We start from the raw sequence: 12914 nt of genomic DNA on the forward strand, positions 1-12914 counted from the left end.
CGGCTAACGACCTATTCTGACGGTTTGTGTTGACGCGAGGCGACCTTGGCAAGCTCAGACAATACGGCAGTTGCCTCCTCTAAACGCTCAGGGACAAGTTTATAGAACACCCAGTTCTTGATGCGCTTCGATGTGACAATCCCGGCTTTCGATAGATATTGGAGATGGCCGGTGACAGTCGGCTGACTCAGGCCGATTTTCTCAGTGATAAACCCTACGCACACCCCATCCTTAACTAAATCGCCATCCTGCTGTTCTGGGAAATGTGCCCGAGGATCGGCCAACCATTCCAGAATAATGAGCCGCTGCTCGTTGCCGAGTGCCCGTAGTAAATCGGCCGCTGTCGTTGCACGCTTGTTCATATAGCCAAATACCTATATAGTCATTTCCATATACAGCTGATAGGAGAATACTATGACAAGCAAACACCAAAGCGCAACCGACGCTATAACGTTGAAAGATATTTACGCCGCCGCTCAGCAGATTAAAACAACGATACGCAGGACGCCACTAGACCACTCGCAGGAATTATCCGCTCATGTCGGTGCAGAAATTCGGCTCAAGATGGAAAACCTCCAACAGACCGGTAGCTTCAAACTGCGGGGGGCGGCAAACGTTCTTGCTAATCTGGATGCAGAACAGCGCCGTGCTGGCGTCATTGCCCCAACGGCAGGAAATCACGGATTAGGGCTCGCCTATGCCGGACAAGTGGCAGGCGTCCCCGTAACCATCTTTTTGCCACGTTCAGCAGACCCGATGAAGGTCGCGGCCATGAAAGGCTGCGGTGCCCATATTACGTTTTTTGATGACATCGAAGAAGCCAGGCAGGCGGCAATAGTAACGGCACAACAGTCTGGTGCCACCTTCGTTTCGGCTTACGACAACCCGCATATGATTGCAGGCGGCGGCACCGTCGGCCTTGAGATTATGGAAGACTGGATGGATGCGGAGGTAATCCTGGTGAATATCGGTGGTGGCGGTCTCGCCTCAGGGATTGCAACAGCAGCCAAAGCAATCAATCCCGCTATCGAAGTATGGGGTATACAAAGTGAAGCCAGTCCGACATTTGCCCGCTGGAAAGAGGCACGTGACACGCTTCCCGTCGAACTGGCACCTTCTATCGCCGAGGGCGTTAGCGGTTATATAGAACCCAGTACGATGACCTGGCCGCTGGTTCGTGACCGTGTCGATCGCGTGCTCACGGTATCAGAAGCGGAAATCAAAGCCGCGATGCTGTCAATGCTCGATCTGCATCGCCATGTCGTCGAACCTTCAGGGGTGCCAGCCGTCGCCGGAGCCATTCGCTACGCGAAGGAGATTGGGGGACGTAACACCGTCTGCGTTGTCACTGGCAGGAACATTTCGAGTTCGCGCTATCTCACGTTGCTTAATGAGGCGGCAACCGATGTGGGCAAGTAGGCTGTTCAGGCATCCTCTGCGCGATCAAAATACGTGGAAGCATTACAGCATGAATTTGTAATGAGAGCCGTCCGGCAGTTCAATATCAAGACGCAGCTTACTGCCGGTCGCCTCAACATAGCGTTTGAGTGTGGAAAGTTTCAGATCGCGACCGGGTTTCTCCATTACCGCCACGGTCGGCTGTTTTAATCCAAGCGTCTGCGCCATTTCCACTTGCGTTTTTTGCACCCTCTCACGCAGTTCGGCGAGATGAATATTGAGTAACATGTCTGCCGCTATAGTGTGAGCCTCAACGACGACGTCTGGTTTTTCATCCGCAAGAAGCTGTTCCAGCGTTCTGCCCATAGCATTACCCCTTCTTCTCTGATTTTTTCAGATACTTTGTGAATTCCCGATCGGCAAGCGGGATCATCTCATCATAAAAGCGCTTTTCATTGCCGGACTTATTCCCCGCACAGAGGAGGATCCCCGTGCGATGTGGATCGAAAGCAAAAAATGTCCGTATTGGCATCCCTCCGCTCTGAATACGTAATTCTTTCATGTTGCTATACCGGGAGCCTTTTACCGTATCAGCATAAGGCCTGGATGGCATTGGGCCTTTTTCCCGTAACACGATAAGTGCTGCAAGCACATATGCGCGATCCCTATCGTTTAATGTGCTGAACCAGCTATCAAACACGTCCGTCGTTTCGATTTTCCACACTGGGCCTCCTCTAATATAGCTCAAATGCTATATAGGTTAAAAGCTATAATGTGATTAATGACGTGGTATAAAACGACATGCACCGACATAACTAAAGAAGCCGGAGCGGCATTCCAATCGTTCTGTGGAGATAAAATGAAATGACTATCATTGTGCGAACAAGGTCGCACAATAAGGTGGTATTTAGAGCGTGGTGAGACCTATTGATTAAGCGTCAATTAGCGGTGCAGGCATCGCGTCGTCTGGCCTGGCGGCGAGAGCGACAAATTTCGGCATGGTTCCGATCGGCCCATTGAATTAACAGCTGCATGGGCTGCAAAAAGGAGTGCCCGAGTGGCGTCAGCGTATATTCCACGCGCGGGGGAACTTCTGCATAAATCGTCCGATAAATAAATCCATCCGTCTCTAGCCGTTTTAAGGTACGTGACAGCATCTGACGCGAAATATCGTCGATATGGCGGTGTAATTCGTTAAAACGCAGCGTCTTTTGCGCCAGCGCTTCGAGTATTAACAGACTCCACCGATCGCCGATGCGATCCAACACATCACGGATTGGACAAGGATGGTCAAACGCGGAATCGTTGAGGCTTTCCACCCCCGACGTTATTGGGTTAACCGTGTCAGTGAGGAGTGTGTCATTAGTCATTTCTGTGTGACCTGGTTGCATGCCGGTGACTTCTTGTCGGAGAAAAGTCGGCAATGTACCATCCAGATTCTCTATAGTCTATTTTTGTTACTTAGTCCCAAAACAAGAAAATAAGGAGTCTACATGTCACATATCGCACTCATTGGCGCCTCAGGCGATGCCGGTTCACGCATTCTTAAAGAATTATCAGACCGTGGGCATACGGTCACCGCCATTGCACGCCATCCAGAAAAAATTGCCTCGCTGCCGAACGTCACCGCTAAACAAGGAGACGCACTGGACAAGGATGCACTGGTCGCCTTATTCAAAGGGCATGACGTCGTAGTCAGCGCGGTTAAATTTGGTTCATCCGATCCGGCAACGTTGATTGCCGCCGTTAAAACCGCAGGGGTAAAACGCTATCTGGTCGTCGGCGGTGCCGGGAGTCTGGAAATTGCACCGGGCCAGCGTCTAATCGATCAGCCGGACTTCCCTGATGCTTACCGCCCTGAAGCCTCCCGTGGTGCAGCCTTCCTCGACTTGTTAAAACAGGAGAAAGATCTTGATTGGTCTTTCCTCTCTCCGTCCGCCGAGTTTGTTCCGGGCCAGCGCACAGGCACATTCCGTCTCGGCAAAGACACGCTGCTGAGTAATGACAAGGGCAGCAGCATCTCCTTTGAGGACTACGCTGTCGCACTGGCTGATGAAATTGAAAACCCCGCCCATTCCCGTCAACGTTTTACCGTGGGTTATTAAACCCTGACGGCGATCCGCACATTGGTCATCTCCCCTCAACCATGTGCGGATCTCGCGTTATACCGATAGGTCGTAGAGATAGAACAGAACGGTATCAGCGAGCGGCGTGAGTTTGTTATGGTGTTACCTTGACTCGCTCTCTTTTCATGCATAAGGAGTTTTTGAATGGCTACGTCCCCAACCTATGTGCCGCCAAAAGTCTGGCAGCCCGCCTCTTCCGGTGGCGCCTTCGCCAATATTAACCGTCCGATAGCCGGTCCGACGCACGAAAAAGCGCTGCCCGTTGGCAAACATCCGCTTCAACTTTATTCGCTGGCAACACCGAACGGCGTGAAAGTGACGATCATGCTGGAAGAGCTGCTGGCGCTGGGCCATTCAGGTGCAGAGTACGATGCCTGGCTGATTAAGATAGGCGATGGCGATCAGTTCTCCAGCGGGTTTGTCGACGTCAACCCGAACTCCAAGATCCCGGCGCTGCTTGATCAAAGCGGCGACAAACCGGTTCGCGTGTTTGAGTCCGGTTCCATTCTGGTGTATCTGGCCGAGAAATTTGGCGCGCTGCTGCCGAACGATCTCGCCACGCGCACGGAAACCCTGAACTGGCTCTTCTGGCAGATGGGCTCCGCCCCTTACGTTGGCGGTGGATTCGGCCATTTCTACGCCTACGCGCCGGAAAAATTTGAATACCCGATCAACCGTTTCACGATGGAAACCAAGCGTCAGTTGGATGTACTCAATCGCCGACTGGCAGAAAGCCGCTATCTGGCTGGCGACAGCTACACGATTGCCGATATCGCGGTTTGGCCGTGGTACGGCGGGCTGGTACAAAACGCGCTGTACTCCGCCGCAGAGTTCCTGTCCGCACACGAATACACGCATGTGATCCGTTGGGTTGACGAGATTGCCGCTCGTCCGGCGGTGATTCGCGGTCGCAAAGTCAACCGTACCTGGGGTGACGAATCCGAACAGGTCGCCGAGCGTCATCAGGCATCCGATCTGGATTAATCGTCTGCCGCCTGCATCCCATGCAGGCGGCATCCCAATTCACCTTCAGCGCCCTTCTCGTTCCAGCACGCGGCTATCGACAGACGCCTCTTCCACAATATTGATATCCGCCTGCCGCGCGGCGTACCACCCGCTCAGCAGCGCGCCTATTGCACAGGCTGTGAGTAACATCACCGGCGGAAGCAGCGTACCATCATGTATGACACCCATAATCACGCCGGCTAGCCCGCCAAAAACATACTGCAATACGCCGAGCAGCGAGGAAGCCGAACCGGTCTGGCCCGGTGCCGCATTCATCGCCACCGCCACCACATTGCCGAACACCAGACTCAGGAAGCTCATGGTCAGGAATAGCAATGCTGTAACAACCCACAGCGACGCCACCCCCGCCAGCAGAATGCCGGATAGCACCAGCCCTCCCACAACATGCAACGCGATCCCGACCGGCAAGATTTGATATTCACGCCAGCGGTTCAGCAGAAAGATATTGATCTGCCCCATCACCACCATACCGAGGGCATTCGATGCAAAAATATAGCTGTAAGTGGTGGGCGACAGGTGGAAATATTCAATAAAGATAAAGGCAGACGCGCCAATGTAGGTAAACAGGCCGCCCATCACGAAAGAGCCGGACAGCGTATAGCCCATGAATTTTCTCTGCCGCAGTAGCGCGGCATAACCCGTTAATGCTGACAGCGTCCCGCCACTGACGCGGTCACGACACGGCAGACTTTCCGGCACCCAGCGCCAGGTGGCAAACAGCATCAGCATACCAACAACCGTCAGTACCCAGAAAATGGCTGACCACCCCAGCGAACCAAGCAGCACGCTGCCCAACGGCGGTGCAATAATCGGCGCTATCGCCATCACCTGCATAAGCAGCGAGAACACCTTTGCGGCATCGCGCTCCGAGTACAAGTCCGCCACGATAGCGCGCGGGATCACCAATCCAGCGGCACCGCCGAGGCCTTGCATCAGGCGGAAAAAGACAAACCACGATAGCGTGGAAGCGTGGGCGATCAGCAAAGACGACGCAGAAAACAGCACAATGCCCAGCAGCAGCGGCCCTTTTCGACCATAGCGATCGGTCAGCGGGCCATAGACCAGTTGACCAAGCGCCAGCCCGATCAAAAAGACCGACAGCGAGGTCTGCATTCCCGCCGCGTCCGCCCCTATATCCTGCTGAATCGCAGGAAAAGCCGGGAGATACATATCAATCGACATGGCATCAAACGCACACAGAATGCCTAAAATACCGATGAGAATAAAACTGCGCGACGCCAGTAAAGACGAATCAGACATCGATAACACCTCAAAAATAGACCACTCAATCGTGAATAACCGACAGCAAAGGGAGTGCGAATCGGATAAGATGCGTATTGCTGAGCGCAATATATGACTGACCAGTCGAAAATACAAGGCAATGTGATGGCGCGCAAAAAAACCATTGGAAACGATCGGATTCTGGACGCCGCAGAACAGGTATTGCTGCGCGATGGCGTGCATCGTTTTACGTTAGATGCCGTTGCCGCCGAAGCGGGGATTAGCAAAGGCGGACTGGTTTACAGCTTTTCCAGTAAAGACCAGTTGATCATGACCATGCTGTCGCGTGAGCTGGCGCGTTTTGAACTGGAGGCCCAGCAGCAAACCGCACGCTACGCCAACCAGCCTCACGCTGATGTATTGGGCCATATTACGGCGATAGGTCAGGAAGAAGACGAGACGACATCGCGCGCGGTGGGTCTGCTCACCGCGCTGGTTCACTCCCCCGCCATGCTGGAACCCGTGCGGGAATTTTATCGCACCCGACTGGATCGACTACGTGAAGCCACGCCGACCATGCAGCGTATCCGTCTGGCGTTTCTCGCCACAGAAGGCGTTTTTCTGTTACAGGGATTGGGCTTCGTGACGCTGGATCGCGAGGAGCGGCAGACGATGATTGATGATGCCAAATCCTTGTTCCAGCCGGACGATCGCACCAGCACAGCAACCGCACAGACCACCGCTGTTCGCTGCACCGCGTCGCCAGCGCCCACCACCGCTTCCTCGCGAGAAATGCCCCCCATTCCGGCCGGAGAAACGCTCTCTGAACAGGCGATCGCCTGGCTGGCAGAGAAAGGCGTCACGCCGAGCGGTACAGGGTTAGAAGCGGTGCATTCCCGCGCGGCGCATATTGTCGAAACGGCCACAAACATCATCAAACGTGACGGCATCAGTGCCTTAACGCACCGCGCTGTCGCGAGTGAAGCCCACGTGCCGTTAGGGTCGACTACCTACCATTTTAACAGTCTGGACGACATGCTAAATGCCGTGATGCGCAGTGCGATTGCCCTGTTTCGCGATGATATGTTTAGCTGGTTTCGTCAGCGTCGCCACGACGACCCGCGTGATGTCCTGACCGATTTTGTCATGCGCGGCATCGAAGATATTGACGATCTGGCGCGCGAGTATGAACTCTTTACCGCGGCCATTTCACGCCCTTCCCTGCGCCCTATCGCGCTCGAATGGTCTAATACCGTTGTCGCCATCATCAAGGTGGTCGCTCCCGACAGCGCCGCGCTGCCGCTGGGTACGCTACTGAACGGTTTTTTCATCCGCGCACTGCTGGAAAAACACGAGCGCACGCTGCCGCGCGATCTGGTTTATCAGTCGGTTTCAGCGTTGTATAACGCCTTTCGCTAAACCAGACGGTTTTCTCGCGGGAAAACCGTTTAGCCCCCAATTATTGCCCACCTTCTTCTCCCTCTATCTGCCTTTTACAATAAAACTGTACATATGTACTATTTTTTGCCAAATTACCAAACGCAAATAGCTCTCGTTTGCATTCGTACATATGCGCGTCGTTAGGGATGAAAAATAAAAAATGCACAAACCGCAATTCCATACCATAAAACCACTGGCACTGATCGTTGCCGGACTACTCGGAGCACACTTAGGCACGGCGCAAGCTGCCGACGAGGATGTGATGACCGTCAAGGCCACTGCCGAGCAGGAATTAAAACAGCAGCCAGGGGTGTCGATCATCACGGCGGACGATATTAAAAAAGCGCCGCCCGTTAACGATCTCTCCGAAATCATTCGTAAGATGCCGGGTGTGAACCTCACAGGCAATAGCGCCACCGGGGCCAGAGGCAACAATCGCCAGATCGACCTGCGCGGCATGGGGCCGGAAAATACGCTGATTCTCATTGACGGCCGTCCGGTGACCTCACGTAACGCGATTCGTTACGCCTGGGACGGCGAGCGGGATACCCGAGGCGATACTAACTGGGTACCGGTAGAAGACGTGGAACGCATTGAAGTCATCCGTGGCCCGGCGGCAGCGCGCTACGGTTCCGGCGCGGCGGGCGGCGTGGTGAATATCATCACCAAACGTCCATCCAACGTCTGGACTGGTTCACTCTCGCTGTACGGCAATCAGCCGGAAAATAGCAAAGAAGGCGCCACACGCCGCGCCAATATCAACCTAAGCGGCCCGCTGGCTGGTGATGCGCTCACCATGCGCTTGTACGGCAATATCAATAAAACCGATTCCGACAGTTGGGATATCAACCGTAACCAGAATGGTTCTGCCGCGGCCGGGCGCGAAGGGGTGCGCAATAAAGACCTCAATACGCTGCTGTCCTGGAAACTCTCACCGCAGCAGATCGTTGATGTTGAAGCGGGCTATAGCCGTCAGGGCAATATCTATACTGGCGATACGCAGTTCAGCGGCGGAGGGGTCATCCCCGAAAGTCTGGCAAAAAGCGGGGCGGAAACCAACCGACTGTATCGCCAGAATTATGCCATCACCCACAATGGAATTTGGGATTGGGGGCAATCCAAGCTGGGCCTCGCTTATGACCAAACCAATAACACCCGGCTTGACGAAGGATTATTCGGCCGCTTTGAAGGCTCAATTAATAGCGACCGCTACAGCACCAGCCGCTTAAAAAATCTGCGCATTAACAGCGAACTGAATATCCCGCTTGAGCGTTGGGCCGAGCAAACGCTCACACTAGGCGCAGAGTGGAATCGGGAGCAGTTAAACGATCCCTCCGCCAGCAGCTACCCAGGAGACAGCCGCGACACCATTCCCGGTACATCCGTCAACCCTGCTCAGCGCAGCAGCAAAAATAGCGCCGAACTCAGTGCGCTCTATTTTGAAGACAACATCGAAGTTGTGCCCGGTACCAAAGTGATTCCCGGCCTGCGTTTCGATTATCACGATAAATTTGGCGGCAATTATAGCCCCAGCCTGAACATCCAGCAGGAGCTGGGCGAGATGTTCAGCGTGAAAGCCGGTATCGCGCGCGCCTTTAAAGCACCAAACCTTTATCAATCCTCTACCGGTTATTTGCTTTATTCGCGCGGTAACGGCTGCCCGTTCGGCGTGGATTATAATAACGGCGGCGGCTGCTATCTGGCGGGCAATGACAATCTGGATCCTGAAATCAGCGTCAACAAAGAAATCGGGCTGGAATTCAAACATGCCGGCTGGCAGGCAGGTGTGACCTACTTCCGCAATGACTATAAAAACAAGATTGTTTCTGGCACGGATATTCTTGGGATGACGCAGTCAAATGCGGCGATCTTGCGTTGGGAAAATGGCGGTAAAGCGCTGGTAGAAGGGCTGGAAGCCAACCTGCTGGTGCCGGTGATTGACGACACGCTGGACTGGAGCACCAACGCCACCTATATGATTGAATCGAAAAATAAAGATACCGGTAATCCGCTGTCGATCATCCCGAAATACACCGTCAATACGATGCTGGACTGGCAGGCTACGGACAAGCTGTCTGCCAACGTCAGTTGGACGATGTACGGCAAGCAAAAACCGCGTCAGTACGCGACGAACTGGATAGAAAAAGAAGGTGGACTTTCCTCACGTGAAATCGGCAGCTACTCCGTTGCGGGCGTCGGGATGAACTACCAGTTCAGCAAGAACCTGCGCGTCAATGCCGGTATCAGTAACCTGTTTGATAAGCAGATTTATCGCGAGGCAAAAGGTGCGTCTACCTACAACGAACCGGGACGTGCCTACTATGCGGGAGTAACGACCTCATTCTGATAGTCATATTTTTCTGGCAGTGACGCTTTTCTGGTTTGCCGTATTCAGGAGCCAGAAAGCACACTATTCAGATAATTAGCGACTAAAAAAATCGGCCTCTGCCCTCTCCCGTCAAGGAGGAGGCAAAGGCCGAATGTGGTAATACGCACGCTTGACTAATTAGCGGCGGACTTTCACTTTATTCAGCACGGTCTGAATCGCCGTCGACAGCTCGTTGATCTCGAATTTCGCGACGTAAGCATCTGCACCCACATTGCGTACGTGATCTTCGTTCGCGCTACCAGACAGTGAAGAGTGAATCACGACAGGAATATTCTTCAGATATTCTTCACGTTTGATATTTCTTGTCAGCGTAAAGCCGTCCATTTCCGGCATTTCCAAATCGGTCAGGACCATTGAGATCTTATCCGAGATAGGTCGGCCTTCTGACTGTGCTTCTTGCGCAATTTCACGAATCTTGTTCCAGGCATCCTGCCCGGTGATGTGCATACTAAACGGAATGCCCATCTGGGTTAGTCCCTGCTCAAGCAGCGAACGAGCGACTTTGGAGTCTTCCGCCACAATCGCAATCGCACCCGGCGTATAAGGGTAAATTTTCTCTTCTGCGTTCTTGAGCTTGGTTTCGCGCTCGCCAGGAATGATATCAAACAGAATCTGTTCAACATCCAGCACCAGCGCCAGACGGTTGCTGTCTTTATCGTTATCAAGACGCGCAATACTGGTGATATAGGAACCGCTCACGCCCGCTTCAGCGGCCAGAACCTGACTCCATTCCAGACGAACGATATCGTCGACTGACTCCACGGCGAATGCTTGCGTACTACGTGCATACTCCGTGATAAGAAGAATGTTCAGGCTGGTTTCTGATGAACTGCCGACGACGGCAGGAAGATCGATAACGGGAATGATTTGTCCACGAATGTTGACCATACCGAGCATCGGCGATTTCATGCCAGCCGCTTTGGTCAGCGTAGGCATCGGTACTATTTCACGCAGTTTAAACACGTTGATGCCAAACAGCTCAGATTTGCCACCTTCAGGCGATTTACCCAGCTGGAATAATAAGAGTTCAAATTTATTAGCAGAGGTGAGGTTTGTTCTCTCATCGATTTCTTTTTGAAAATTATCCATGTTTTCCTCAGTGCGAGTCATTGTCATTATAGGTATACCGTAACAAGGCAACATTCGAGATGTGAGCAAACAGGAACCAACATCCGACCGCTCCACTGTACGTAATAGTCGTGTTCTTCAATCTTATCCAGCATCAAACGTAAATATTTGTTAAGTGTGTCAACCTTATCATCCAACGATGCTAGTCATCGGAAGAGTAGACAGATATCAGCCCTCTCAAATATAACAGCCGGCTAGCATCCTTAAGGTGCAGATGACATTCCCTGAATCATTAATATCGGCAGAATTTGCCAACACCTTATCCCAAATCGTGACAGAAATGTTGCCTGAGAAGAAAACCTCGCGGTTCTCTTTACAAGATTCTCATATGTTCACATCATCCTGGATTGCACGTCCTACCGTATTGGCTTTGGCTGTCATACTCGCAGGCTGTGCGAGTAACCCCCGTGCGCTACAGCGGTATCGCATCGTCGTCACAGTTGGCGCAAAACGCCGGTGAGCACGCGGATCGCATTCCTTACCGCTACACCACGGTCGTCGACTGGCAGCAATACACCCACATCATCATCGATCCCACCAGCATTTATCAGGGAAAAGACAACCAATTTAGTGACATGTCACAGCAGGACAAACCGTCGCTGGTCGCTTATATGCAGGATACGTTCAGTAAAACCTTACGTTCCCGTTTCAACGAAGTGACGACGCCTGCACCCGGTACACTGCGGCTGAAACTGACGCTGACGGGTGCCGATACCACCACGCCGGTTGCCGGTACATTTACCAAATTCGACCTGGCTGGCGGGCCATACAACATCGTGCAATCTATTCGCGGTAAGGAAGGCCTGCTCAACGGCTCGGTAAGTTATGCCATTGAAATTTATGATGCGACGACCAACAACCTGCTCAATGCCTATGTCGCGAAGCAGTATCCGAACGCCATGAACGTCAGCGCCAGCGTGGATACACTGAGCGCCGCAGAAGTGGGTATCGACAAAGCGGCTGACGAGCAAAATAGAATTTGATATAGCAATATTATCAAAACATTAGCCCTATCATCGCCTCTTTATACAAGGCAATATACCGCCAACAAAAACGGAGAGAAAGGCAACACAGGCTCGACGATGAACAGCAAGAGACAATGGGGGTTGATAAGCGAAAACGGATTATTTACTATCCAGCTCCGCATGACGGGAGAGCTGTTTTTAGGGCGCGTGGTTTAACACCACACACCCTAAATTCAGTAGACAGAACAGGAGCAAAATTACGGGTAATTCCCTGGGTTGGCAAATCAATTTGTAACAATTTTTTTAAAATTTACTTTCTTAAATTTTTTTATAAATTGCCCTGTTCATGAAAAAATTATAAGTGATATCATGGAGTAACAGTAGTTAGACTTAGGTATAGGTCAGCACTATACTTTTATGACGCCATCTATATCATGGGTACATTCTCGCTTTTTATTGAGGCCGTTACATGTCTGTATTTTGCTCTGATAATGAAATTATCAATAACACGATAAAAAGCTATCTCGGCCGAAAGTTAAAGCAGTATGGCGACCTGAAATACGCTTATATGATCATGAACAAGAAGAACCCATCTCAGGTTGTGATCATCTCAAATTACCCGCAGGAATGGGTTAATACCTATAAAGAAAATAATTATCAGCATATCGATCCGGTTATTTTGACGGCGATAAATAAAGTCTCGCCGTTCTCTTGGGAAGACAACATTGTTATTAACTCTAAGCTGAAGTTCTCCAAGATTTTTAATCTGTCAAAAGAGTACGATATTGTTAATGGCTACACCTTTGTGTTGCATGACAACAATAATAATCTGGCGGCGCTATCGATTATGTTTGAAGAGCACTCGCCAACGGATATGGAAAGTATTGTTGAGGAAAACAAAGACAAGCTGCAAATGCTGCTCATTACCATTCATGAGAAAATCACCACGCTTTACAAAGAGATGACGCAAAGTCCTCAGAGCAGAAAACAAGGCGACAAAGAGATTTTCTCCCAACGTGAAAATGAAATTTTGTACTGGGCCAGCATGGGAAAAACCTACCCGGAAATTGCGCTGATTCTGGATATCAAAATCAGCACCGTGAAATTCCATATTGGCAATGTGGTAAAAAAACTGGGCGTGCTGAATGCCAAACATGCCATCAGGCTGGGCGTAGAATTGCAGCTCATCAAGCCGGAACCGTTATAACCACCAGCAAATCT

12 protein-coding genes and 1 pseudogene are annotated in these 12914 nt (G+C 51.7%); 7 read left to right on the forward strand and 6 right to left on the reverse strand.

Features of this window, described 5'->3' with window-relative positions; all coding sequences use genetic code 11:
* Positions 1-11: 11 nt before the first annotated feature.
* Entirely contained in the window at positions 12-362 is a 351-nt protein-coding gene (locus WCT94_RS18590; protein WP_336870995.1) for an ArsR/SmtB family transcription factor, read from the reverse strand.
* 52 nt (positions 363-414) lie between these two features.
* Between WCT94_RS18590 and WCT94_RS18595 the strand changes: the two genes are divergently transcribed.
* A complete protein-coding gene (locus WCT94_RS18595) occupies positions 415-1419 on the forward strand; it encodes a threonine ammonia-lyase (RefSeq protein WP_336870998.1) in 1005 nt (334 codons plus the stop codon).
* Between the two features lie 42 nt (positions 1420-1461).
* Here the strand turns inward: WCT94_RS18595 and WCT94_RS18600 are convergent, their stop codons facing one another.
* From WCT94_RS18600 to WCT94_RS18610, 3 genes are all read right to left on the reverse strand, one after another.
* The gene (locus WCT94_RS18600) at positions 1462-1764 is read right to left on the reverse strand and encodes a helix-turn-helix domain-containing protein (protein WP_336870999.1); all 303 of its coding nucleotides are present in this window, start codon (positions 1762-1764) and stop codon (positions 1462-1464) included.
* A gap of 4 nt (positions 1765-1768) precedes the next feature.
* Positions 1769-2122, reverse strand: coding sequence for a type II toxin-antitoxin system RelE/ParE family toxin (locus WCT94_RS18605; protein WP_336871000.1), 354 nt, complete (start codon positions 2120-2122; stop codon positions 1769-1771).
* A 214-nt stretch (positions 2123-2336) separates the two neighbouring features.
* Positions 2337-2789, reverse strand: a complete 453-nt coding sequence (locus tag WCT94_RS18610) for a winged helix-turn-helix transcriptional regulator (RefSeq protein WP_336871001.1) — start codon at positions 2787-2789, stop codon at positions 2337-2339.
* Between the two features lie 102 nt (positions 2790-2891).
* On the opposite strand from WCT94_RS18610, the gene WCT94_RS18615 reads away from it, so the two are divergent.
* The gene (locus WCT94_RS18615; RefSeq protein ID WP_336871003.1) at positions 2892-3503 is read left to right on the forward strand and encodes an NAD(P)-dependent oxidoreductase; all 612 of its coding nucleotides are present in this window, start codon (positions 2892-2894) and stop codon (positions 3501-3503) included.
* A gap of 165 nt (positions 3504-3668) precedes the next feature.
* Positions 3669-4508 carry a glutathione-dependent disulfide-bond oxidoreductase gene (yghU, locus tag WCT94_RS18620; protein ID WP_336871005.1) on the forward strand — a complete coding sequence of 280 codons (840 nt, stop codon included), beginning with the start codon at positions 3669-3671 and terminating at the stop codon, positions 4506-4508.
* Between the two features lie 45 nt (positions 4509-4553).
* On the opposite strand, the gene WCT94_RS18625 is transcribed toward yghU, so the two are convergent.
* Positions 4554-5810: a multidrug effflux MFS transporter gene (locus WCT94_RS18625; protein WP_336871008.1), complete on the reverse strand. Its 1257-nt coding sequence runs from the start codon at positions 5808-5810 to the stop codon at positions 4554-4556.
* A 93-nt stretch (positions 5811-5903) separates the two neighbouring features.
* Here WCT94_RS18625 and WCT94_RS18630 point away from each other — a divergent pair, with 93 nt between their 5' ends.
* Both WCT94_RS18630 and WCT94_RS18635 read left to right on the forward strand, forming a co-directional pair.
* Positions 5904-7190, forward strand: coding sequence for a TetR family transcriptional regulator (locus WCT94_RS18630; protein ID WP_336871011.1), 1287 nt, complete (start codon positions 5904-5906; stop codon positions 7188-7190).
* Between the two features lie 181 nt (positions 7191-7371).
* The gene (locus WCT94_RS18635; protein ID WP_336871014.1) at positions 7372-9558 is read left to right on the forward strand and encodes a TonB-dependent siderophore receptor; all 2187 of its coding nucleotides are present in this window, start codon (positions 7372-7374) and stop codon (positions 9556-9558) included.
* Positions 9559-9717: 159 nt separating this feature from the next.
* On the opposite strand, the gene WCT94_RS18640 is transcribed toward WCT94_RS18635, so the two are convergent.
* Positions 9718-10689: a chemotaxis protein gene (locus WCT94_RS18640; RefSeq protein WP_336871016.1), complete on the reverse strand. Its 972-nt coding sequence runs from the start codon at positions 10687-10689 to the stop codon at positions 9718-9720.
* Positions 10690-11056: 367 nt separating this feature from the next.
* Between WCT94_RS18640 and WCT94_RS18645 the strand changes: the two are divergent.
* Positions 11057-11711: pseudogene (locus WCT94_RS18645) on the forward strand (DUF3313 domain-containing protein).
* 451 nt (positions 11712-12162) lie between these two features.
* Positions 12163-12900, forward strand: coding sequence for a LuxR family transcriptional regulator (locus tag WCT94_RS18650; protein ID WP_336871018.1), 738 nt, complete (start codon positions 12163-12165; stop codon positions 12898-12900).
* Positions 12901-12914: the final 14 nt, after the last annotated feature.

It is taken from the genome of Pectobacterium sp. 1950-15 (assembly GCF_037136835.1).
Taxonomy (GTDB): Bacteria; Pseudomonadota; Gammaproteobacteria; order Enterobacterales; family Enterobacteriaceae; genus Pectobacterium.

Excerpts from the sequence above, each read along its gene's own strand:
- WCT94_RS18640 (WP_336871016.1), bottom strand. The coding sequence starts at position 10,689 with ATGGATAATTTTCAAAAAGAAATCGATGAGAGAACAAACCTCACCTCT.
- WCT94_RS18635 (WP_336871014.1), top strand. The coding sequence starts at position 7,372 with ATGCACAAACCGCAATTCCATACCATAAAACCACTGGCACTGATCGTT.
- WCT94_RS18595 (WP_336870998.1), top strand. The coding sequence starts at position 415 with ATGACAAGCAAACACCAAAGCGCAACCGACGCTATAACGTTGAAAGAT.
- WCT94_RS18650 (WP_336871018.1), top strand. The coding sequence starts at position 12,163 with ATGTCTGTATTTTGCTCTGATAATGAAATTATCAATAACACGATAAAA.
- yghU (WP_336871005.1), top strand. The coding sequence starts at position 3,669 with ATGGCTACGTCCCCAACCTATGTGCCGCCAAAAGTCTGGCAGCCCGCC.
- WCT94_RS18625 (WP_336871008.1), bottom strand. The coding sequence starts at position 5,810 with ATGTCTGATTCGTCTTTACTGGCGTCGCGCAGTTTTATTCTCATCGGT.
- WCT94_RS18615 (WP_336871003.1), top strand. The coding sequence starts at position 2,892 with ATGTCACATATCGCACTCATTGGCGCCTCAGGCGATGCCGGTTCACGC.
- WCT94_RS18600 (WP_336870999.1), bottom strand. The coding sequence starts at position 1,764 with ATGGGCAGAACGCTGGAACAGCTTCTTGCGGATGAAAAACCAGACGTC.
- WCT94_RS18610 (WP_336871001.1), bottom strand. The coding sequence starts at position 2,789 with ATGCAACCAGGTCACACAGAAATGACTAATGACACACTCCTCACTGAC.
- WCT94_RS18590 (WP_336870995.1), bottom strand. The coding sequence starts at position 362 with ATGAACAAGCGTGCAACGACAGCGGCCGATTTACTACGGGCACTCGGC.
- WCT94_RS18630 (WP_336871011.1), top strand. The coding sequence starts at position 5,904 with ATGACTGACCAGTCGAAAATACAAGGCAATGTGATGGCGCGCAAAAAA.